This window comes from Pseudomonas sp. NBRC 111143 (assembly GCF_001320965.1).
GTDB lineage: Bacteria > Pseudomonadota > Gammaproteobacteria > Pseudomonadales > Pseudomonadaceae > Aquipseudomonas > Aquipseudomonas machongensis.
On record NZ_BCBT01000033.1, the window covers coordinates 42,551 to 65,152 of the forward strand.

The window sequence follows — 22,602 nt, forward strand, 5'->3', positions numbered from 1 at the left end:
ACCAGGACTGGGCTCTTTGTATATCAAAGGCCCAGTTTTTTTTCGCCGCGGGCGCCTTTGTTAGCCCTTACGTCTAGAGGCGTATTAGCCTCCACTGTCTCAGTGACGTCGGGCCTTCCACAGACCCACCGTACCACTGCCGCCGGCAGACTGATCGATGTTTGGAGAGTCGCCCGTCTCGATCACTTTTGTCCTCACTACCGATTTGTACGCCCCCGTCTCCAGTTTACCGATGTACTCCTGCCAGTCCTCCGCCGCATGATTCTCGTTGGGAAGGGAATGACCTTTGGTCTTAATCCCACACCTCACACGATCCCGACCAGCTGCGTCCATCGCATAGGTGGTTATTGAATAGCCATCCCTCAGCTTCTCTTGCACTTGAAGCTCCAAAAGCCTGCTCATTTCCGATTTGTCCATTGCAACCTCGGTAAAAACATGTGAGGGGGCGAGCGGCTGGGAGCCGGGGCCACGAGATGAGGATCGCACACGCCACTACCATCTTGGCTCTACCCTAGCGGCAATGGCACCATTTCTTCGCTAGTAGCTCTGAGATACCAATCTGAAAGGTAAGGGTTAGTACCAGCTGCATAACGCTTCGCAATTCTCGGATGCGATCTCACCCAGGCTCTCAATCCCTCCCAAGCCTTGCTGCGATAAAAAAGCGTTCGACTGTCCCAGCCCCCGTGGTCCAGCAACTTGATCCCGAACTCATCCGATAAGGCACGGGCATCGTCAATAGTGAACCCCCTGAGAAATACCCGAGCTTCACTGCGATATTTGACGATGTACCACCCAAACCCATGGCACCTATAGCTAGTAGGATCGAACTGAACGATGTTGCACACCCCGAGGTGCACACCATCATGGACGGCCGACCGTGGGGTGATTAATGAAATCCAGGGGCCTTCGTAAATCATTGAGGCCTCGAAAAGCTGACCCCTGATGGTGGCGCTGTGGAAGACGTTATTGTTCATGGCCTACTCTACCTCTCCGCACTACCAGAAATTTTAGCCGATCCCCCTCCTGCAGCTCGTTGAGACGACTAGCGGTGCAGCGATTCGCAACTAACGCAGATGGCTATTTGCGCCGCCGGCAGCCCCGGCCCCATCTGCATGAGCATTTTGCCACTAGCCTCCATGGCCACCCATCAGTATTATAGTTACATGTTATTCAACCCCCTGAGGCTCACGTGATCCATAAAGCAATCGCGGCATTAGCTGCCACCTGCGTCATCATCGCCTTACCTGGTTGTGCAGCGAAGCCAATCACCGTTGAGAAAGGCCCGGTGCGCGTTCAAGCAGCACAGATCAACGGGCGCCTGGTAGAGGGTGTGCCTGTCAAGGCCGTGACCGAGGACGCCGCCCTTGGTGACATGACAGCGTATGTGAATGACGCTCTCAAGAAAGCTGGCTACAACCAGACTGCGGGTGATGCCAAGGTCACGTACACAATCAGCGAGGTCTATGCGGGCCCAGCCTCACAGTACAAGGAAGCTCACACAGCAGTGGGCAATGCTGTTGCCACGGGTGCCTCTCTGGCTGTATCCCTCGCGACCTGCTCACTGCTGAACAATTGCACCGACTCTGGGATGGTTGGGAACAACGTCGCCTCAGGCCTAACCGCAGCATCCGATGCAGCACAGACCACCAGCGGCCAGAACGTCGACAAGCTCGCGGGGACGAACCTGGTGATTCACACGGTTTGCTTAACCGGCCGGGGTTGCGCCAGTTCAGCTGCAGCGACTTCAGACCCCTCGATCTCGCTGAATGATCTCCGTATGCAGAACGCCATGCTGGGCCTTCCCCGCACGATGAGGATCGGCGAGTAACACCGCTGTTGTACGCTACCGGCTGCCTAGCAGCCGGTCTTCAAGGTTAGCACCATTGCTCCAGTCCCTTCTCCTCAGACCTTCCTTACTTAAATCCCCCTCTCACTGACGCCAGTCCAAGGCATCTAGTTTCTGCAAGAACGTTACGCATCTCCCGTTATCAGGCCTTCCACTGTTCCGGTGCAGGTCACTTTTAGAGGAGATTGCGATATGGCAATGCGCATCATCACGGGTCCAGCTGCTCAGCAAAACTCCGCTGCTTGGTTTGCATGGCGTCGTGAGGGAATCGGAGCTAGCGAGGCGCCCCAGATCATGGGCACGTCAAAATTCCGCAGTTCATATGAGCTTTTCAGACTCCGCCTGGGCATCGGGCCTCCCCCGCCGCCAAACCCCTACGTCGATCGTATTCGAGCCAGGGGTCATCAGCTGGAACCCATAGCTAGGGCGGCTTATGAAAAGCACACCGGTACCACGGTTACGCCCATCATTGCCGAGAGTGACTCGATCCCATTTATCAGGGCATCGCTAGACGGGTTCAATCCCTTTCTGGGGATACCGGTCGAGATCAAATGTCCAGGGGATACAGCTCATGGGCTTGCTCTCAAAGGAATCGTCCCACCGGAGTATGTGGACCAGGTTCAGCACCAGATCTTTGTTGCTGAAGCCAGCTTCGCCCACTACTACTCATTCGATGGGTCTAAAGGCGTGCTGCTCAAAGTCCCGCGTAACCAGAAGCGGATCGATCAAATACTTAAAGGCGAGCTCGACTTCTGGCACCGGCTCCAAACAGGCAAATGGAGTACAGATGAATGGGAAGCCGCAGCGGCCGCCTGGCGGCTGTCAAACCGGCAATTTCAGGAAGCCACAGCGCGAGAGGAAGCAGCCCGAGCTGTGCTGCTCTCTCAGATGCCGCCAGGCCGCAAGCGACATGAAAGTGAAGGTGTCTCTGTTCACCTTTCCACACGTAAAGGATCTGTCGACTGGCGCGCCTTGCTCAAAGCACACGGCGTAGACCTGACTGAAAGCCAAATCGATGTCTACAGGAAACCCTCTGTAGAACATGTGACTGTTCGTGATCAGTTCAATGCACCCCTGACGATGCCTAACTTGCCGGCGGCGACTTTGCCTCAATCGGTATCCCCCACCGTGCAAACTGGACAGCCAGCACCTAAACCAGCGGTACAAACCTTGAGGAAGGAGTTCATCTTCTAACGCTACACCCCCCGGAAACGGGGGTTTTTTTTGCCTGTTTTGCACAGGCGTGTGCGGCATCCCCTCTCATAAAGCGAACCTGGGAGACCAAATGAAACGTATCAATAGGCATGTATCCGCGTGGCTTGTAGTAGTTTGTATCTACACCGCGTTGGTGGCGGCTACGGGTGCATCGCATAAGCTAGCGCTATTCACATTGACGTTTGTTATATGTGTACCAGTGATTGCTTGGTGGAAAACAGGAAGCTTCACATATTGGCCGGTTATTCATACCAAAAGTGACAATGCTTCATTTAAACCAAAACGGACATACGACCACGAACGTACAGGACAGACTAAAGGCAAGCGGGATACGCCGAAGGCGTATGACCTTAGCGACATTCCGCACCCACCTAAAAGAAGAAACGATGCACATCTCAAGAATCTTCCTCAAGGAAACGGCATCAGTCCACCCACCAGTAAACAGCGGCCAAAACCCGTGCAATGTGCACTCGTAGCCAAAAGGGTCAAGCAACTGATCCCGGAAAATGTAGCTCCTACTATTGGATCCATGGGCGACCTGTTCGAAGATCAAACCCGCATAGTAGACACGTTAGAAGACATTCTCATTGTTCCTGATGGAGACGTCTTTCTTTAACTGCATCACATAAACCAGCGCCTTATTTAAGGCGCTGGTTTTTTTATTCATCAAATAGATTACACTTCACCCACCCAAGGCCTGAGCTGCATTTTTGCATACGAAAAATCGTGCAGACCAAATTTTGCACGCATTAAACCGCACTTTTTAGGGAACTTTTCTGGCGCCGATTTGTTGACCCTCATAACAACACGTCCCTATAATTTGTCCCGCATCGCCAATCAACGGACTAGATAGGAATTAGGGACACAGCATGTCTTTCAGCTTTGACACATACCAGGGAGCTACGGAAATCGGTCTTTCGTCGCTGGGTTGCCTCTCAACCGATGGCAAACCGCACTGCCCACGATTCAATAAAAGCTGCTCTAACAAATGCGCATCCAAGTGCATGCTCAAAGCAATGACAGACTTCCCAGAAGCCAAGACTGAAATTCTTCTGGCTGGCGTCGTTATCGCGTCAACATTTGCATCAGATATGACTGAGGTTCACGCGGCATTGTCCGGCTTCGAGCGGGCAATCCAGGCTACCTGCATCTGATCACTCGCCCCTGCATCACCAATCACATGCCTGCGTAATGCACAGTACAACGATTTGAAACGGACCAGTCTTCCACTTACGCGTTATGGATTTGATTGACGTTCTCTGTCACGTACGTATAATCAATAAAAGCGACCTTATGCGGTCGCTACCAGAGGTAATGCTTCATGATCCACGAGTACTCCCCAATCGAAATCGGCCTGGACGCCCTTGGTGTGGAACCTGGTCAGAACCCCAGCACAGTGTTCGGGGTGGATGATCTAAGCCAAGCGGACCAGATCCGAAAAGTAGGTGAGCGGATCGAGCACGCGATGAGTGCCTACCCTGAGATCAAGACTGAGATCTTGGCCGCCGGCATCAATGTCCTCCTCGATGTGTCCAGTTCGCTGGCGCAATTCAGGAGTGTCGCTCTCCCTCAACTGGACCGATCTGTGGATACCGTGGCTGCGTAGGTTGGATAAATCAACGAGCCCTTTATGGCAGTAGAAAAGATTGATGCCCTGGAGCAAGAGACTGCTTCAGGGCTTGTGCAAGACACCGACATCGAGTCACTCCCCCCCTCCGAGCCATCCGGCCCCCCCTCGACCTTTGAAAAGCTGTGCGGGACTTACATCTCGAATGTGGACCGCTCACGCAAGTTTGTGAACCGTCTGGCCTTCGAGATGGATCGCGATGAGCGCGTTCGCAAAATCTGCAGGGTCAAGCTCCGTCAAAACAAGTGCGAACTCAGCGACTTTGAAGAGGTCCTGCAAAGGACGCTGGAAGTCTTCTTCGGCTCTATGCTGGCTAAGATTGAAGATCAGGATGCCGTCTATGCGGTTGTGTACGCTGTGGCGCACAACGTCAGCCGAGAAGTCCTGCGAGATCGCCAGAAGCTGATGATCAATCATCGCTCCATCGAGGACATGCAAGAGAAGGGTGAGGAACTGGAGCAAGTCGGTCTAGCCGACCAGGTAGAAGTAGACCACGATCGAGATATCGATACAGAAGCTGCCACCATTAAAATGGCCGCAGCACTTAAACGGGTGATCAACGGAGAACAAACAGTGGCCAGTTCCGGCATCTATGCCATGGATCAAGATCCAATGGTACGCCTTGTACAACCTCAGCCTACGGACGACCAAGAAAACGATACGGACACTTCATCGCGATCCAAGCCAGCTGATGCTGGTGTGAAGCGTCCCCGCGGCGGAAGCCGGGCCGAGCTTTCGGTTGATCAGCAAGAACTGGTGAAGATCGGCTCTGACCTGGGCCTACGCAATCAAGACTACGCCTTTGCCCTGGGCATCGGTCTCCCTCGACTCTCCTCCTACATCTATGGCCGGACTGCGTCGGTGCCCACGGAGGTAATGGAAAAGGCTCGGGGTCTTCTGGCAGAGGAGCCGCACCGGAGAGAACGCCTTTTGCGTTTCGACCGGGACATGAACGTCATCTTGGCTGAATGGATGACTCGCCTCGCCATCGATACCGAGAAAGACGAAGACATGGCCACCATACTTGGGGTGACCAAAATGACGATCTACCGGTGGCGCAACAACGAGACCAAACCCGATGCAACGGCCCTGGCTCGTTATGAGCAGCGGATCGACTACGAAATGCGCATGAGAAAAGCTGTAGAGCAGCGGCTTCAAGCAGAGCGCACTTAAATAAGAACCCGCATCTATGCGGGTTTTTTTTGGACGAAAAAAAACCGGCTGCAGAAGCCGGTTTTGTGAAGAGCTAATGGGGCTTAGCTTTTCCAGGATTCGACGACGTCACCACCATACTGAGTTTTCCACTCTTTCAGCTGGCGGTGATTGCCGCCTTTGGTCTCGATAGTCTCACCGGTGTGGGGATTTTTATAGACCTTGACCTCACGTGGCTTACGTTGCTGACGATCGGCTTCTGGCCGTGCATTGATTTTGCGCAGACTTGAAGCCGGGTCAAGTATGGCGATGACCTTGCCCAAATTCGCGCCGTACTCTTCCATCAGGCTTTTGAGCTTTTCTTCGAACTCAATCTCACGTTGCAGCCCTGAATCATTTTTCAGCGCTTCCAAAGCAGAAAGTTGCTCTTGCAGTGCTTTCTCTGCAGCACGAAATTCAGCCAACTTGCTCATGCGTAATCCTCATTGGTGTGCAATTCAGCAAACAAGTATCTATAACTAATTTGCATAAAAATTACTATACCCTAGGTGCTGTTCTTTTTCTACTGAGTCGACGGAAATTCCATGATTTGCAACGCTGATGAGTACGCAGAAAGCGGCCGCCACCACCACATTGCAACACTGCTTGCCGGCCGTAACTTCGAGGGCGTCTACTTGATTTCAGAGCCACCCAAGAGCGCACTCATTGAGGGGGAGACTTGGTTGAGCTTCATTGCATCCGACCTCACCGGCACCATCAGCTGCATCGTTGATCCAGCAAGGGCAGGCTGGGTAGAGGGTGACTGCTTTACGAGCATTTGGGTGCTTCTGAGAGGCCAGGTAGCTCACTTCCAGGACCAGTTGCATGCGCGCATCAGTGAGCTACACCAACTGAAAATGCAGTGGTAAAAAAAAGACCTTCTGGAGGGTATCCAGAAGGTCTTTTTTACACCAAGGCCCGAATGCAGGCCTTGCTCAATGCAACACGGGTGATGCTCGCCATCGTCAGTACCTGATAAGCGGCAACAGCCCTCCCCTCCCCCAGCGCCAAGGTGGCCAGCGTCAGCAAAGCATCTGCCGGCACGAGCGCAAACTCAGCGGAACTGGAATCTTCGAAATCAAGGGTGATTTCCTCATCATCTGCCACCCGATCGCCGGAGCATAGCCCGTCAAACGCATGAGGGGCCTCGGATAGGATGAGGTCGAAGAACTCAACGTAAGCGCGCAACTCGCTGGTGGAACCAGCTGAAAACGTGCGGCCATTATTGAGGGAATTTTGAACGGTGTGAATCACATACTCGACAGCCTCTACTTCGCTGAGGAGGTCCTGCTTGGCCGACAGTAGCGAGTCCTGTACAGATGACCCAGTGGCAGCATCTGTCAGCCCGGTGACATCCAGGTCACCACCCAGATCGCTATAGCGACACTGGGCGAGCACCTTGATCTGGGCTACGTAGGAAGAATCGGCTTGGACCTCTTCCGCGAACGGCTCCCCATTGGGGAACAGTCCGGAAATCAGCAGGGAACGAGTTTGCGCTTGATTATGTTGTGGGTACGAAATCATGTGGGTCTCCTGAAAGAGTGTGCTGTTGAGGCTTTTCGCCTAACTGCCTTGCCTCAGGGGATGTGTCACATGCGTGTGTAAGATGAAATCACGAACCAATAACGAAAAATACTATCAAAATTTAATCAATACAGGTGACGTACATCTCCGCGTTACGGATTGCTGAAATTACTTTTTTTTGGCCATTTGACACTATCGGCGCAGGTTTCCAATTCTTGAATCATTAATGACCGTGCCTGTTCAAGACGTTACAATTTGAATTTCTACCTACGGATAGATGGCTCAAAATTTCACTGAGACTTTTTATGAAAGCCCTAGCAAAAATATTCAAGAATCCCGCAGCCTTACCCACGATCTCTTCGGTGGTTATGGAGCTACTAGCGATGTCTAGGGATCTCTCAGTGCCGTTGTCCAGCATTGTGAAAGCAGTGAGCCTTGACCAGGCTCTCGCCGCAAAAGTACTACGCACGGCCAACTCTGCTTATTTCGGACGCAGCGGAACTGTCTCCCGTCTCGAAGATGCCATATCTACAATTGGCATACACAACTTCCGTACCACCATTATCACGACTGGCCTACTGAAGGCGCTGCCGGACGCACCAGGCATTGATATGCCGACCTACTGGAAAATGGGTTTGCATACTGCGTTCATGGCATCTGCCCTGGCGGAGAGCATAGGTGCAGAACGGGATATCGCTTTCACTACGGGTTTGATGCAAGGCATAGGCGCTCTACTCATTCACCTGGTAATGCCCGATGAAGCCTGCACTGTAGTTCAATCCGTTGATGCATTCGATCTTGTCGGCCGGCGTCCTGTCGAGCAGGCGCAGCTTGGATTTGACAATGCTGAGGTTGGAGCAGAGCTGCTGAAGCGCTGGAAATTCCCGACCCCAATCCAAAAAGCGTTGCTCACGTATTCCAATAGATCCCCCCTACCCGATATCCTTGGCCAATTGCTATCAGTATCCTCGACCTATGCTTATGGCGTGGTTATGGGGTTGGATAGATCATCACTCGCAGACTGGGTGGACCCAGAGATAGCAAAATCTCTTGGCCTCTCTCATGATTTGTTGGATAGCTGCCGACAACGTGTGTCTGAATCAGTGCTGATGATCGGTTAAGAGAGAAGGATTTGTAGTGAACCCAGGGCTCCGCCTATATCAGGCCATAATCGATAGATCTGAACTGCTATCGCTCCCCTTCCAAGAGGCTAGCAAGGCCTGTGGTTTCACCGCAGACACGCTGGCCAGTTGTTTTGGGGATGAGTCAAAAGCCAAACCGCGCCCCCTCCATGACGTACTGGATCGAAAACGAATCGACCTTATTGCTGCATTTCTTCATTGCTCGGGGTTCCGAGTTCTGCAGATGGCGGACGTTTTTCGCTGGTCGGACTACTGTCTGATTCAGCAGTCAGCGGTGTTCAATTCGAAAGCTGTCAGCCAGAGCCATGAGACCGCGGCCTATTTCGAAGAGGTCACGAAGGCAGACGTCGCCTCATCCCCGATTTTCATTCTGGATGAACTGATCGCAGCCACTTGGTCAGAAGACCTGAAGGAGGCCGCCGAGAAAATCGATGTGCCGTATGAGACGCTCAACTCGTGGCGCACAGGTCGCCCTAAGCCCTCCCTCCGCGATCTTGCTGCTATCAGGATCGTAGCAAAGCGTATTGATCTCGGAACCCCAGTGATCATGATGGCGTTGGGCGTACTGGCGAAATCTGATTTCCAGCTGGATGGCTGCTCCGTCGACATTGAAGACGAGCTAAACAAAGCCCTGGATATAGACATCCTGTAGTATCTTTTGCGTAGTTATTCCCAAATGGGATATAACACGTATTGATAAGAAAAGACCCTATTGCTAGTATCCGTAAGGCTACGAACGGTATTTTACTGAGCCAAGGGTTCTTCTTTATGCGTTTCGATGCCCAGTCTGCATCTGCCAAGCTCTCTAGTTTGCGAATTCCTGCACCCGACATCGAAGTGCTCGATGAGGTTTACAAATCAGAGGGTGATGACCTCACCGACGCGATCGATCGGGCAAAAGCCGGCGACAACTCAGCCCTGCACTATCTTCGTGGAGTTTTCTTCACGATTCTACCAGGGTGTACCGAGCGCATCCTCCAGGCCAAGCTCCCACAACCATCCCTCCCAGTGCTGATCAGCATTGGGAAATCCGAGGGCCCGCAGTTCTCTCAAGATCTCAAACAATGGGCCAATGGTGGTTACGTAGACTCAGATGTTGGTCAGTCTCTGTGCGAAATCTACCGGAACGCTCATTCGCAGCACAGTGCATCCCTGGAACCAGAGGTGCTGATCGAAGCTGCGGATATTGAGGCTGCCGAGGAGCCTGTCACTTCCGACAATGCCTGCGAGCCTGCAGGCGAGAAGACCTTTGTTACTCGGCACGTGTACGGCGGAAAGGTCGCCGTTTGCTTCCAGTCCGATATGACCAGGGGCGGTGAGCACACGATTAGGATCGAAGCCGCGGAGTCGACCGCATCCAAGAGATTCAACTGGTCTGACAAGATCAGCATTCAGCTATCTGGACGCGAGCTGCCTGGCGTGCTGGCGACCTTCATGCAAATGCAGACAAAGTTTGATGGGAAAGGGCATGGTGCACAAAACGAAAAGTGGTTCACGATCGAGAATCAGCCCGGGAAGGTTTTTCTCTCAGTGAATACGAAAGGCCGGCCACCTCGATCGGTGCCTATCGGGCCAGGCGACTGCTTTGGCGTGGTGACTCTGCTCATTGAGCAGATGCTGAAGAACTCCCCTTTCCTCTCCGCTGATACGCTGTTGAACATTGTCCAGCGCACCGCACAGATAGCCCCGCAGCCGTCCTCGAACGGCCACAGATAGCTTTAGATCTTCGCTCCACCCAGCAAGAATTGCAGGAGTGTTTCCGAGCTTGGGGTCTCAGGGAAACGCTCCTGGAACTGGATCGCTACCAAGCAATTGATCACCATCGTGTTCAAACCCTTCGACCGGTATTGCGAGTAGGCCAGATCGTCTTTGCGCAGCTCGGTCTCATATTTCTCCGCAAGCTCTTTCTTCTGCTCGTCCGACAGTTCCATGAACTGGGCGCGAATAGCTTCACGCTGAGCTGCTCCCCACTGCTCCAGCAGGTCTGCCATTTGGTTCGATGGTGCTGCTTTCGGCGCTTGCGATGGCGCCTGCGCCGGCTTCGACTTCTCACCGGTTTTAGAGGCGGCTGGCTTTTTGCCCCTGCCTGGTTCCGCGGCCTTCTGTTGAGTTGGCGCCTTGGCGTAGTTGTTGGCTACTGCAGCCTTGAAATATGCCGCTGGACTTGCAACGTTAGCCCCTTCCTTGCGCATCTGTGCCTCGGTGTAGTCAGCTTGCGCAAGCAGGTACTCTTCATCGTGAGTCATGCCAAGCTCATCGATATCTTTTTGACTCAAGGACAGTGCTTTAAGGCGCTTTGACACGTCCTGGCTAACCAGCTCTGGTGATGGTCCAAGGTCTAGGCCAGGCTGAATCAGTGTCTCCAGCTTGAACCAAAGCTTGTCCATCTTCCGGTTTAGCTTTGTGACGTGCGGTGAGATGCGGAATCTGCGTTCAATGCTGTTGACCTGGTCGATTGCGCGACCCAGCATTTTGTTGAAGTCGCGAAATTCGGCATGTGGCGTAGCAGATCCTGACAGCACAACGCTCCACTCAGACCAATGTGCACGGTACGTCTCTCCCATGGGTGAGCCGAGGTAGCGAGACGTGATCTCGTGCAGAGTGAGAGCAGAGAAGCTGGAGAAGTGGTACTGCATCCGCAAGTCGATCAAGTTGAAGATCGCTGGGTCGAGTAGCCGGCGTTTCAGATCCGGTGGGAACGAAAAGCGAAGGGTCTGGCCATCTTCCAAGATGTAGGCTTCAGCGATCAGGTTTGCGATGCCCCATTCGCTCTTGCGCCCAGGGCTTTCACCCTTGTAGTCAAACTCCACCTGGGTCTGAGACATGCTCACGAGTACCTTCTTGAGGTAATCACGGCTGTTCGACGTGGTGTGTCCAATGTTGTCCTCGACCTGTTTGATCGGGATCTCATGAACCATCTCCTCTCTCGGCCGCTGCTGGGCGAATTGAAGGAGGGTGTTGTAGAGTTTTCGCTGAAGGAATGTGAAGTCACTGGCGGCAGAGACGTTTCGCATCGAGAGGGCTTCGGTTGCCTTTTTCAGCTCTACGGCTTTGGATGGCTCTACATCACGAACGACCTGGAGCTTGGGTGCCCTCTTGCGTTTAGCTGGACTGGTATCCGTTGTCGCTCCGGCTGTACGCTTTGCTCTCGGAGCTCGCGGTGTGGGGGTTTCTGAGTCCATGTGAATTGTGCCATCGGTGACTGTGGTGGCACATTACTCGAACGTATGACTTCTGGTCAACGAAAATACGGTTCCAACGTCAGTGCCCAATTGTGCCATCCCTAGGTACCGCTTTTGCCCTTCGCTTTTGACTCAAAAAAGCGATAGCAAAAAACCTACAACAGCTTGTTTCTGTTTTCACTGCTTTTTTAAAGCTTTGTTAGTGAATCACTCAAACCCTTGATACACAAGGGCTCTAGCCATTTTTCTGTGCCATCTCCAGGGGAAACAGTGCCATCCTCCGAGACTAATGTGCCGGCGGTAGATGGCTCCGGTGCCATCCTTAGAAACATGTGCCACCTTTAGACCCGTACTGTGCCATCGCTAGGCGATCTCGTGAATTGTGCCACTGGTAGGCCTGTGGCTTCCTAGCAATGGCACAATTGGGCCAATCCCAGTAAATACGGGCTTTCCAGCCATTACTGATGATCGATTTCGCATCGGCACCCTCCCTAACGATGGCACTCTTCAGCACGATTCGTGGCACACGAACGCAGCGATCTGCCGAAATTGCTTTAGCAGTGCTCTAACAATGGCACATTTCGTTTCTTCAGCCTTATCAGACACCTACAGAACCCCTCCTCCCCCTGACGATGGCACAATTGATGTTCTAGGGAGGTGCGACTCCCCCCTTAGCCCCCCCTAATAGTGGATTGCCACGACGCATAATGACTCAACCTGTTTGAACTAGTTGAACGAAGCCCGCGATCGGCATCGTTGATATAGTTTTCACTGTGAAAAGTGGCATAAGACTGATGGGGAGACACTCGAAGCGTGGCACATTTGGCTGGGTGGCCACTGCCCTTACCTCATCTAGAGATGGCACATTTCGGACGGCTTCCCAATTTTGCCCACTAACCATGGCACATTTGGGCAATTTCGATCTGTCGTGCCTCTAGAGATGGCACATTTCGCTGTTTCGCCCTGTGATCAGACAGCCAGGTCCAGGGAGGTCCGCGCCTACGAAGGACGCCACCTCTAGCCATGGCACAATTGGCGGCATGAGGTTTTCACGTGAAAACACTGCAGGCGGTCCCAGCAGGTCACCTCGATCAAGAGCCCTGGGTCACTTGAGCCATGACAGAGAGAAAAAGGGGGGCGATCGAGTCGACCAGGCTACGAAACAAGATGTCAGGCTCATGCTGCGTCTGATGGAACGAGCATGGGCGATAACGGGGGAATAGGACACCATTGCCAGAGTGCCCGTGGCCTTATCGGGAACAGCCGTGTTGCCGGCCTAATTGGCGGGAATAATGTATCTGCTCGGCCTGGCAAGGCCTCCTAAATGGCAGTCGGACCGAGCGAGCCCGCACGCAGCTAAAGCCCGGGCGGTAACCAGGTGCGCAGAACACGCTCTCTCTATGGGTATGGGCAGCATGGCCCTGGTCTTGATCGGTTGCAGTCTTGACTGGCCTCGCGCCGGCAGTGCCTGCCTACACGGTACCCAAGACCAGTAATGAAGGGCTGCATGATTATGTGGGCCGTATGTTGTGGGCGGCCTGGTCACATATGGCAGAGAGCGCCAATGACGCTGTGAAGGCCCAATTGCAGTCAGAGTTTGAGCTTTCGACCGCTTCGCGGAAGTCACCCTCCTACAGCGGTTAAGCCTGGGTAGTAAGCTGAGGTCCATTGCCGTTGAGATGAAGGGCCAGTACCTCGTGATTCGACTTCGAAGCTGCCTGCGGAAATGAACAGGCAAAAAAAAACCCCGCTAAGCGGGGTCTGGGGTTATCAGAATTGGAACCGAGGATCACCTGTATCCACTAGACCATCCTGAGCTGGGTTTGCATGCGCAGCAGCGTCAGCTGCTGGCGACGGCTGGCTCACCGGTCTAACCTTTGGTGTAACCGAAAGGCTGATGAATGGTGCACCACCATCCACGCCGTCTTTGCGCCAGCCTGCAATGCGCATTTCGTGGTTGAAGCCGAAGCTACCCGCGTAGTCGGGACCTTTTTCCTTCTTGTCAGCTTCCTTGAACAGGCTGGCATTGATCCCGCCTACTGACAGTGAGTAGAACTTCTCGTTCGAGCCGTTCTTCTGCTTGAGCCAGACCGCTACCTCAAGCTTCAGCTTATGGCTGCGCTCCTTGTTCAGCGGGAACTCCATATAGCCGATCATCACGGGTGCTGCATCAGATGTGCGGTTCTTGTTCTCGAAGATGGTTCCGGAGCCTTCGCTCAATACCAGTGCAATAGACATGCGTTTCTCCTGATCTTTTGGGGGCGTATGCGCCATAGCTTGCACTGCTGTTATGCAGCACATGGTTTTGTATTCGACGCATAACACGTAAACGTACTTTTATTGAATCCTATGGTAACAGATTGATCTGCTTGCCCCACGCCCTCTACTCTACAAATCAAAGGAGGACCCCATGCCAGGCCAAGCATACGCACCGTCTATGTACTGGTTACGTTGGGCAGGCGAGAACAATTGGGCGGTTCATCTATGCACTTCACCTAAAGTCCTTGATGACCGGGGGCCTGATTTTCACTGTGAAATGGCTAATTTATGAGCTCGTTTCATCCCTACGTTTCACAGTGAAATGACCACGCGAGTTGATTGACGGCCCGGTACCGGAATCGAACCTGGAGATCGTCGGGCTGCGCAGCACCGCGCAGATGTACTACGAGACCGCCCAGCGAAAAGGCCTGAGCATTCTTCAGCTGTGCAAGCGCATCGCTTGGAAGGCCCAGGAGCACCTGGCCATCGTCAGCACCGGTCAGGACGTGGGCGACAAGATGGAGGCTTGGGTCGAAGAGGAACCCGCCGATAGCGTCAACATCGCGCCCACTCACTTATACCCATGGCATCGATGATTTCGTCGAGTACGTGCTGCCCCGAATTGCGCCGCCGGCCGGATCCGCTTCCGCGAGAAATACGAAGGCAGAACGCTGCGCGAGAAAACAGCCCTGACCGTGCCTTAAAGCCGCTTCGCCTGGTCCTGGCCGGAGAGTCGTCATCATGTCGCCGGCCTTGATTCAAACCGAACCCGCCCCGGTATCAAAGGTAGCCGGTGATCCGCCTCTTTCCGCCGTTGCCTGGGGCAGTACGCTACGGGCAACGGCGGTGGTCACCGCGTGCAGCGGGGCACAGCTCAATGGCATGACCATCGACTCGGGACCCTCGCTGTATGAACCCAAAAGCAGCAGGTTCTTAACAAGCTGGCCCGTTATCTGGGCTCTTGGTTGTGAGTGTTTTCACTGTGAAACGCACAGCTTGATCCAGCAGCCGGCACGGATTTAATGCACTGCCGTTAACCCTGTCGATCCTCGCATCCCCTATGACCGTTGGGCATGGTGGAGAGCAGTTCGCGGTAACCGCTCGTAATGGTGTGCCACCCCGCGGGTTTTCACTGTGAAAACGTCGGAATGCCGCCAGTGGCGCGAATTGCACCACGGAGCTGATTAAGCCAGGACAGTTCGATACCTGTTTACGTACTGAGCTGCGTTTTGAATCCATGAGTTCCCTCACCGAGGTGAAGCTTTTCACAGTGAAATAGAAACCCGGAACCTGTCCGTATATGAAGGGGGCCGCGGCTTTTCACCGTGAAAAGCTCGATGCCAGATTGAAGCCAGGCGCGCAAAGTCGGATCACTCATGTCCATTTCCTTTGGATCTGCAGGCACTACCCCAGACCAGCAACCCGTAGTCTTTTCACCGTGAAAAGGGAGGCGGAAATCTATGGGCATTCACAACATGCACATTCCTGGACGCTGGCTATTCAACTCGGCAGTCGGCTGCTCATAACTTGAGTCTCCTAGAAGATGTCCGGTAGCACCCGGCTTGGTAAGGAGTTCCGCCCAAGTGCCCGAGCGCACTTTTCACCGTGAAAAGTGGGGATGGGTCGGTGCTCGGCAACTTGCCAGCTGCGCCGGTGATGTCTGGATCGCAGGAGCAGAACGAGACTTCTGGGCACGACTCGGAGAAGGAAGAGAGCAGGTGGAAGCCGATTACCTTTTCACTGTGAAACGACCCGCATTACAGCAATCGGCGGGAGCGCGTCGAACTGTGAAATGGTTTGGCTAGGAGAAGGGCTGCTAGAGCGTTTCACAGTGAAAAGCATGACGGCGTGACTTCATTCATCCAGCAAATGAGCTGGCTATGCGGTGCGCAGTGAGCAGTGAGCAGTGTGAGGTGTGCACTGCATAGTAAACACTGCACAGTGCGCAGTTGGTAGTGAGCGCTGATGGAGGGAGCTGCTACATAGTTGAGATGGGAATAGGGGCTAGTTTTTCACAGTGAAACGCCTAGGAGGGGGCGTTATTTTTCACTGTGAAAAATAGCCAGGAGGACAAGAAGTGATGTGATCCGAGACCGAGCTTTTCACAGTGAAACTACGAAAAACTCAACAATATCAGTGGATTAAAAAAGGAAAGGCGAGGGCGCCTTGCCGCCGGAGGGACCGGCGGCGGAAGGGATTTTAACTACGCGTTTTGAGCATCTCCTCGATGTATGCGAGGACCTCTGCGGGATCAATGCCTTTGGGAGGAGTGAGAATCAACTTGCGCCCATCGATACGGGCATCCAGCTGGGTGCGTTCCTTGTAATCGATTTGCCGCGGAGGAACAGGGGCCTGAGGTGATGTCTTGCGCCGAATCTCACCTTTGGCCCAGTTGATTGCGCTGTCCTGGGATGCACCTTCTTTAATACGGTTTGCGGCGGCCAGAACGGTTTCAATATGTCCCTTGTCAGCCAAAGCAACCATATCGGAGACAACCCTGTTACCAATCAGGTCAGGATCTTCTTCCAGCAGTGAAATGACACCCTCAGGCAACTTGAAATAAGCAAGGCAGCGGCTGATCGTGGCCATGCTTCGACCGACACGGCGGGACAACTCCGCCTGGGACTGTACAACCTTGTCATCGAGAAGCTTCTTGTAACTTGCACCACGCTCGAATTCAGTAAGGTCTTCCCGGGCATCGTTGTCCGTAACGGACAAGATCGCCGCTTCCGCATCCGACAGATTCCGGATGAGCGCGTAGATGTAGGCTTTTCGGAGCAGCTCATGAGCCAGGAACCGGCGCTCACCAGCAATAAGCTCGTAAGTACCGTCAGCAAGAGGGCGAACGATAATCGCGTTGTTGAGGCCTTTATCTTCAATCGTGTTCGCGAGAAGGCCGAGTTTCTCGGGGTCAAATTTGCGGCGTGGCTGATACTTCCCGCGGCGTATGAGCGTCAATTGCAAGAACTTTGCCTCGCCTGGCAAGCGCTCGCCGCTCAAGAAAATGTCATCCAAGCCCGGCTGGTGAACGTGATCAGCATCAGAAACCGGTGCACGTTCCAGCGGCTCCGCTGAACTGTCCCTTTCTTCATCAAGGTGCAAAGAACTGAGCACCTCGCTCATCGGCCGGAGGTTAGCTTCCGGAATAACCTTCGGAACATGTACGCCCTGGATGCTAGACGAACCCTCCGCCGGCGCGATCACAGTAGGCTTGCCGATCGGGCTAGAACTCCTCATTTACCCTTCTCCAGGACTGTTTTGATTCGGCCAACCATTTCCTCGAACACATTGCGGAACGCGACCAAAGAGTTCTCACCACCTTGTTTCCAGAGGGAAAGAGGTACGCCGTCTTCCAGGCTTTTCGAGTAGTCCTCGGAGTGGAAGAGCGGTTGTTCCGTAACCTTCCCTGGGAACAAACTGGACAAGCGAGCGAGGTTCGCTTGTAGGCGGGGGCGGTTGCGCATGTACATGGTGGGAACTGCAACGATCTCTGGAGCCCGACCGAAATCGGTGCTCATTTCATTGATCTTGTGGGCCAGTCGAGATAGCGCACGGAAGGAGAATTTGTCCATACGGATTGGGCACAGCAGGAAATCAGCTGCGGCCAGGCTGTTCCGGGATAGCATGGTTCCAGAAGGTGCGTTATCCATGATGATCACATCATAGCTTGATAAGTCGCAGTGAGGGAGCTGACCTTTGCGAGCTCGTTCGATGAACAGTGAGTACCGGAAGTCGGCACCCTGGGCGTTACGGAGCACAACGTCCATATCGTCCAAGGAATCGTAAGCTGGGATGAGGTGGGGGCCGTGCTCGCCAAATGGTTTTTTGATCACTTGGTCCAGGGTCATTTCTGGGAAGTTTCCGAGACGGATCAGGTTCCCGAGGTGGCCCTCTACTGCTCTGTCAGCAGGAAGGCCAAGCTCTACAAGCTCCTCGGTAGTCTGGTCAGGGTCATAGCCCAGCATGCTGGACACGTCGGCTTGAGGATCGTTGTCAATGATCAGGGTCTTGAAACCTGCCAAAGCGAACTCGATGCCGATATTGCAAGTGGTGGTAGTTTTCGCGGTCCCACCTTTTTGGACGTAAGTCGAGCAGGTGATTGGTCTCGAAAACCCTTTAGTGTTCCCATTTGCACGACGAATCGACGCAATCAGGAACATGTCAGCTAGCGTGTAGCTCCTGACCTCTACGGATCCGCGTGCGACACGTGCGATGTTGAGGTCGTGTTCCTTCTCGATGGCTTTGAGTGTCTGCGTGCTGATCATCAAGCGTTCAGCCACAAATTGTGGGGTGAAGGTTAGCTGAGTGAAATCAGTGAAGATGTACTGATCGAGTGGCGCAGCAGCTGAAGTCATGTGGTTTACCGAGGTCAGGTAGGTAGGATGGCCGCATTTTCATACGAATCCATACGGTCAGACAAGAAAAAACGCATTTCTACCTGATAGAGATAGAACACTTACTGAAATCTGTCATCTGGTAGTGTCTGGGTTAAAACGCTGTCAACCAGATGATTTTGGGTAATTAACTGATTTAGCGACAAAAATATCGAGGGTAGGGCGCTCAGATGTCCGTCGTAACGGAGAGGGCTCTATGCGGAGGACGTACACTGCAGGTATGAGAGTTGTTCGTCGAAAATGGTCGGACGATGCTTCATCCCTCACAGCAGCCGGGCCATCAGCGAAGGGTGGCCTTGGCAGCCACCGTCACTGATTCAACAACACTGAGGCCTGGAGATATTTACCGGTGTAGTCGAGGGGTGCTTAGGGTTTGAACGACACCCGCATGCAAAGCGTCGTCCTCCGTATGCAGGTAACGACTGGTGGTTTCGATTTTGCTGTGACCAGCCAGAGCCTTGATCATCACCAGGTCACCAGTAGCTTTGGCAAGGTGACTGAAGCACGAGTGGCGGAGCCAGTGCGTTGAGGCCTCCTCAAGTCGATCGGCCAAATCGAACTGGCTGCGCTCTATTGCCAGGGCTGCAGCACGATGCATGATCTCTTTGACTGCTTTCAAAATGGTGTCGTTATGCGCGCGTTTGAGCTTTGAGTTCGAGGCGAGGAGGAGGGGGGTTGTGTCCTTCACTGGCACCTCACGTGACAACCCGAACGCGTGGCGATACTGCAACAAGTCCTCATAGAGGTCTTCGGATATCGGCACATCTCTAACCTTGTTTCGTTTGCCCAGCACCTCCAACCACAGAGTACCGCTTGCTGATCGCCGGATTTTGCCCATGGTAGCGCCGGTCGCTTCGAACGTTCGCACGCCGGTCATGTAGAACAAGCTCAACATGAAATGGTCGCGAGCTCGTTTGAGTGGGCTTTTTGTAGCTGCGATAGCCTCAAATGCCAAGCCTATGGCTGCCTCGGGAAGCAGCCGTTTGATCGTCAAGTCGACGTCGACTTGGGGCTTGGCCACGAGCGACACTGGGTTCGCTTTAAGGCGTCCACCCTGGATCATCCACTTGTACATGCTGCCGATCTGGATCAGGGCGTACTGCTGCGACGCTTTGCTAAGTGGTCCAGCGAACGGTCTCCAGTCTGGATGAGAGCGCTTGTGCTTTGTATGCGATACCCAAACCTCAGCCGGCTGTGGGTCAGCCATAAAGCCGATGTACTGGGTGATGTCCATCACAGTTATTTGGGAGAGCTGTTTACCCAGGGTGTGCAATGCCCAGAGGATGAACCGCTCCACTTCCTTCCGCATAACCCGTTTAGTCTTAGGGTTCGTTCCTTTGGCATGGAGCCACATCCAAGCTGCTTCGATGTCGTTATCTGCCTGGATCACATCGACCTGGTCAATGACGTCGACAGGCTCGCGATCAAGCAGCGCAACTTCTGACTTGGCCTGGAGGTACGGAATTCTGTGTATGGCTGGAGTGTTCGTGTTCATCGTAAGTCTCGCGTTTTGCCGTTGTAGACAAGCCAGTCGTCAATCTCATCGGGCTCGAACCATCGCTGCGAGCCTGATGGTGCTTCGCACTGGTACTCTTCCTGTACGCCTCCAGCCGAATCGACACCTTCCCGTGTTGCAACCACTACCAGAATGGACCCGAACGTCGCAAAGTTGTCGATCTCGCTGTCGACGACCAGCTCGGCACCGCGGGATAGGTAGCGCCTCCAGCGATAGCCGTCTGTGGCGACCCCTGCGAACTCTTCGTCATCTTCGTCGTCATCATGATTCCAAGTGAAGGGCTTATCAGCAGCTGCAGAGCTTGCGACCGCTACTGGCACCTCGATCGGTGCATCTTGCACCTGAGTGATCTTGCGCTGCCGTTTGGCTGGTGGCGCCAGCACCATGCGAGCTGCTTTCACCGCAGCCTGTTCGTTTGGGCTCAGCGTTGGTAAAGCCCGGGCCAGGTCGTCCCATTTGAAGTCCCTGTCCTCGTCGGCAGCGATGCGGCTCATGTGCTCTGGACGAATTGACCAACGGCATGCCACATCAGCCATGCGCCAACCCTTATGTAGGATCAGTTGCTTGAAGTCATCTCGGGACAGCTTCCCAGGGCGCAGGAGCAGCAGCCCACGAGAAATCTTTGCATTTTTGGCTTGATCCACAGCGCAAGTCTTTTGTTGTGAAATCCCTGATTTTAGGGGCATTAACGATGAAATCAAGTAGTTGGATGAGCCAGGTTGGCTGCGCCCGTTGAATCCTGAGATGAGCCCAGAAGATGGATTTTTTACGTGCTCCTGTGTGAAATCTGGTGATGTTAGCCCCTGCGAATTGATCAGAATCGACGTAGGAGCGTCTTCGGGGTCCGTACATCCCAGTGGTCGCCGCGGCTTATGAGCAAGGTACCGTGGGGCTCTGTCCTCGGAAGTAATACTGAGGACGTTTCCGGAACTGATTCCTGGACCGTTGCGTTCATCCTCCAAGTTCACGAATTACTTCCCGCCGTTGGCAGCCATGCCTCAGACGTCTGGATCACCGCCGGCGCCAGACTGCTCAACAAGACGGTTTTGCCTGGGCGTTTGACCCAGGAGCATCAGTGAGGCTTTGCCAATACAGCAGGTTTTCTGCAGCTGATCGGGCAATGATCGGGTTGCGGCCGCTCTGTGCTAGGGTTTGAAAAGTGTCCATGGTTCGTTTCAGCTATGGTGCCCCGCAGATCCGGTGCTGCCTTGCTTTCGCATTTTTGGCCGTGGCTTCGCATTTATGGCTGACGTTGATGCTTGATCTCCAGCGCAAGCAAATTTGTCAGAACCCCTTTGTTCATAGGGGTTAACGAGTAATCAAAAACGCCTCTTTGAAAAGCCAGCTACTGATAGCGATGGGCTTTTGAAGGGGCGTTTTTTCTTGCTTGAAAAAACTCGTGATAATCGGAGATATTCACGAGTTTTTCATTTTTCGGATACGTTACGTATGATATCCAATACGAATTTGTTGTTTTAGAGACGTGAGTGTATGCTCCCCTCTAAGGCCAGCCCCCTCCCTGTGAGGAGCGGCCAAGGCACGTACTGGCCCCTCGCCGAGGTCGCCGGCTCCTAGTCTCCCGACCCTATCTCCAAGGATACGCCTCATGGCCAACACCGGACTCCCATCTGACAAAAGGCTGAGCACCAGAGATCTTGTCCACCTTTACGCGAGAGAGCTGCTTGATGCGGGTCGCGAGGTTCGCCAGGCGGAAATTCGCGAGTGCATATACATTCACCATGACCTCAAAGCCTCGCCCAATCTGGTGAACGAGGAAATCAAAAGGTTCTGGAGTGAGACCGGCCCTATTCTGAGCGCCAGGCTGCGAAGACCTGGTGTTCCAAACGCAGTGTGCGAAAAGCTTGATGAGATCTGGGATGTCGCTCTAAAGGCGGCCGAGGAGACTCATGCGGTTGAGCGCAAAGCGCTTGAGACGGCGACAGCGGCTGCCGTTGATGCCGCCAAGGCGGCGCAGGACAATGAGCGGGCAGCTACTGCTAGCCTTGAATCCCAGAGCAGAGAGCTCGCTGGCCTCATCGCGGACAAGGAGCGGTTGACCGATCAGCTGGATCAGTCGAGTGCTTATATTCGGCAACTTCAAGCTGAGGTCGCAGATCTCAACAAGAGACTCACTGCCGCAAGTCAGGCTCATGGTGAGGAAATCAAGCGCCTGCAGGATGTGCACAGTGGCGTAGTTGAGCGTGCCCAGGACATGCATCGCGGAGAGCTTGAGCGCCTTCAGCAGCAGCTCCAATCAGCAAACGATGCGACTGAGTCTGCACGTGCGAAGGCCGAGACTGCGCGGATTGCCGCGGAGGAGCACCTTGAGAGAACCGAAAACCACCTGATGATGGAGACCGCCAGGGTTCGGGATGAAGAGAGAGGCAAAACAGAGAAGGTCGGCAAGGAGCTGCAGCAAGCTTTGACGCTCATCGACCAGCTGCGGATTCAGCGCTCGAAGGCCACTGACGATGCCGCTGAGACCCGCGGTCGTCTGGAGGTTACCCAACAGAACCTGAGCGCCCTAGAAGCACAGAACAAGGAGCTGCGTGAACTGAACAGAACCCTGCAGGCCGCTCTGCTGGAAGGCTTTAGAGGTGGTAAAGCAGCAGCTTCTGGCACGGATGAATAGTTTGCTGAATTGACATTTTGTCAATTTGTCAAGTATTTCTTGTGGTTTTCGGATGAAGGGTGGTAGTTTAATAA

20 protein-coding genes are annotated in these 22,602 nt (G+C 53.8%); 11 read left to right on the top strand and 9 right to left on the bottom strand.

What is annotated here, in order from left to right; genetic code table 11:
- Positions 1 to 99 precede the first annotated feature (99 nt).
- Positions 100 to 417 (bottom strand): hypothetical protein, encoded by a 318-nt coding sequence (locus APH44_RS18055; RefSeq protein WP_054893893.1) that lies wholly within the window; start codon positions 415 to 417, stop codon positions 100 to 102.
- 772 nt (positions 418 to 1,189) lie between these two features.
- On the opposite strand from APH44_RS18055, the gene APH44_RS18065 reads away from it, so the two are divergent.
- From APH44_RS18065 to APH44_RS18080, 5 genes are all read left to right on the top strand, one after another.
- Positions 1,190 to 1,828, top strand: a complete 639-nt coding sequence (locus APH44_RS18065) for a hypothetical protein (protein WP_023383562.1) — start codon at positions 1,190 to 1,192, stop codon at positions 1,826 to 1,828.
- Positions 1,829 to 2,038: 210 nt separating this feature from the next.
- A complete protein-coding gene (locus tag APH44_RS18070) occupies positions 2,039 to 3,040 on the top strand; it encodes a lambda-exonuclease family protein (protein ID WP_054893894.1) in 1,002 nt (333 codons plus the stop codon).
- 91 nt (positions 3,041 to 3,131) lie between these two features.
- Positions 3,132 to 3,677 (top strand): hypothetical protein, encoded by a 546-nt coding sequence (locus APH44_RS29265; RefSeq protein ID WP_082412236.1) that lies wholly within the window; start codon positions 3,132 to 3,134, stop codon positions 3,675 to 3,677.
- 705 nt (positions 3,678 to 4,382) lie between these two features.
- On the top strand, positions 4,383 to 4,667 hold the full coding sequence (locus tag APH44_RS18075; RefSeq protein WP_023383523.1) for a hypothetical protein: 285 nt from the start codon (positions 4,383 to 4,385) through the stop codon (positions 4,665 to 4,667).
- A gap of 24 nt (positions 4,668 to 4,691) precedes the next feature.
- Positions 4,692 to 5,861 carry a hypothetical protein gene (locus tag APH44_RS18080; RefSeq protein WP_023383522.1) on the top strand — a complete coding sequence of 390 codons (1,170 nt, stop codon included), beginning with the start codon at positions 4,692 to 4,694 and terminating at the stop codon, positions 5,859 to 5,861.
- An 83-nt stretch (positions 5,862 to 5,944) separates the two neighbouring features.
- On the opposite strand, the gene APH44_RS18085 is transcribed toward APH44_RS18080, so the two are convergent.
- Positions 5,945 to 6,313, bottom strand: coding sequence for a histone-like nucleoid-structuring protein, MvaT/MvaU family (locus tag APH44_RS18085; protein ID WP_023383521.1), 369 nt, complete (start codon positions 6,311 to 6,313; stop codon positions 5,945 to 5,947).
- A gap of 111 nt (positions 6,314 to 6,424) precedes the next feature.
- Between APH44_RS18085 and APH44_RS18090 the strand changes: the two genes are divergently transcribed.
- Positions 6,425 to 6,748, top strand: coding sequence for a hypothetical protein (locus APH44_RS18090; RefSeq protein ID WP_023383520.1), 324 nt, complete (start codon positions 6,425 to 6,427; stop codon positions 6,746 to 6,748).
- A 37-nt stretch (positions 6,749 to 6,785) separates the two neighbouring features.
- Here the strand turns inward: APH44_RS18090 and APH44_RS18095 are convergent, their stop codons facing one another.
- Complete coding sequence (locus tag APH44_RS18095; protein WP_023383519.1) at positions 6,786 to 7,403, bottom strand: hypothetical protein; 618 nt, start codon at positions 7,401 to 7,403, stop codon at positions 6,786 to 6,788.
- Between the two features lie 305 nt (positions 7,404 to 7,708).
- Here APH44_RS18095 and APH44_RS18100 point away from each other — a divergent pair, with 305 nt between their 5' ends.
- The 3 genes from APH44_RS18100 (at position 7,709) to APH44_RS18110 (ending at position 10,261) form a co-directional block, all read left to right on the top strand.
- The gene (locus tag APH44_RS18100) at positions 7,709 to 8,524 is read left to right on the top strand and encodes an HDOD domain-containing protein (RefSeq protein ID WP_054893895.1); all 816 of its coding nucleotides are present in this window, start codon (positions 7,709 to 7,711) and stop codon (positions 8,522 to 8,524) included.
- A gap of 16 nt (positions 8,525 to 8,540) precedes the next feature.
- Positions 8,541 to 9,197, top strand: coding sequence for a hypothetical protein (locus APH44_RS18105; RefSeq protein ID WP_023383517.1), 657 nt, complete (start codon positions 8,541 to 8,543; stop codon positions 9,195 to 9,197).
- A 116-nt stretch (positions 9,198 to 9,313) separates the two neighbouring features.
- A complete protein-coding gene (locus APH44_RS18110) occupies positions 9,314 to 10,261 on the top strand; it encodes a hypothetical protein (RefSeq protein WP_023383516.1) in 948 nt (315 codons plus the stop codon).
- A 2-nt stretch (positions 10,262 to 10,263) separates the two neighbouring features.
- Here APH44_RS18110 and APH44_RS18115 read toward each other — a convergent pair whose 3' ends face one another.
- Together APH44_RS18115 and APH44_RS18120 are read right to left on the bottom strand one after the other, a co-directional pair.
- Positions 10,264 to 11,727 (bottom strand): RepB family plasmid replication initiator protein, encoded by a 1,464-nt coding sequence (locus APH44_RS18115; protein ID WP_175442762.1) that lies wholly within the window; start codon positions 11,725 to 11,727, stop codon positions 10,264 to 10,266.
- A 1,770-nt stretch (positions 11,728 to 13,497) separates the two neighbouring features.
- Complete coding sequence (locus APH44_RS18120; protein ID WP_023383514.1) at positions 13,498 to 13,965, bottom strand: hypothetical protein; 468 nt, start codon at positions 13,963 to 13,965, stop codon at positions 13,498 to 13,500.
- Positions 13,966 to 14,321: 356 nt separating this feature from the next.
- Between APH44_RS18120 and APH44_RS18125 the strand changes: the two genes are divergently transcribed.
- Complete coding sequence (locus APH44_RS18125) at positions 14,322 to 14,582, top strand: xenobiotic compound monooxygenase A subunit (RefSeq protein ID WP_023383513.1); 261 nt, start codon at positions 14,322 to 14,324, stop codon at positions 14,580 to 14,582.
- A 1,603-nt stretch (positions 14,583 to 16,185) separates the two neighbouring features.
- On the opposite strand, the gene APH44_RS18130 is transcribed toward APH44_RS18125, so the two are convergent.
- The 4 genes from APH44_RS18130 to APH44_RS30105 form a co-directional block, all read right to left on the bottom strand.
- Entirely contained in the window at positions 16,186 to 17,223 is a 1,038-nt protein-coding gene (locus APH44_RS18130) for a ParB/RepB/Spo0J family partition protein (protein WP_023383512.1), read from the bottom strand.
- Positions 17,220 to 18,341, bottom strand: coding sequence for a ParA family protein (locus APH44_RS18135; protein WP_023383511.1), 1,122 nt, complete (start codon positions 18,339 to 18,341; stop codon positions 17,220 to 17,222). Before APH44_RS18135 ends, APH44_RS18130 begins: the two co-directional genes overlap by 4 nt.
- Before the next feature lie 382 nt (positions 18,342 to 18,723).
- Positions 18,724 to 19,875 (bottom strand): tyrosine-type recombinase/integrase, encoded by a 1,152-nt coding sequence (locus APH44_RS18140; protein WP_054893896.1) that lies wholly within the window; start codon positions 19,873 to 19,875, stop codon positions 18,724 to 18,726.
- On the bottom strand, positions 19,872 to 20,540 hold the full coding sequence (locus APH44_RS30105; protein ID WP_023383816.1) for a hypothetical protein: 669 nt from the start codon (positions 20,538 to 20,540) through the stop codon (positions 19,872 to 19,874). Before APH44_RS30105 ends, APH44_RS18140 begins: the two co-directional genes overlap by 4 nt.
- Before the next feature lie 962 nt (positions 20,541 to 21,502).
- Here APH44_RS30105 and APH44_RS18150 point away from each other — a divergent pair.
- Positions 21,503 to 22,528, top strand: a complete 1,026-nt coding sequence (locus APH44_RS18150; protein WP_023383815.1) for a DNA-binding protein — start codon at positions 21,503 to 21,505, stop codon at positions 22,526 to 22,528.
- Positions 22,529 to 22,602 lie beyond the last annotated feature (74 nt).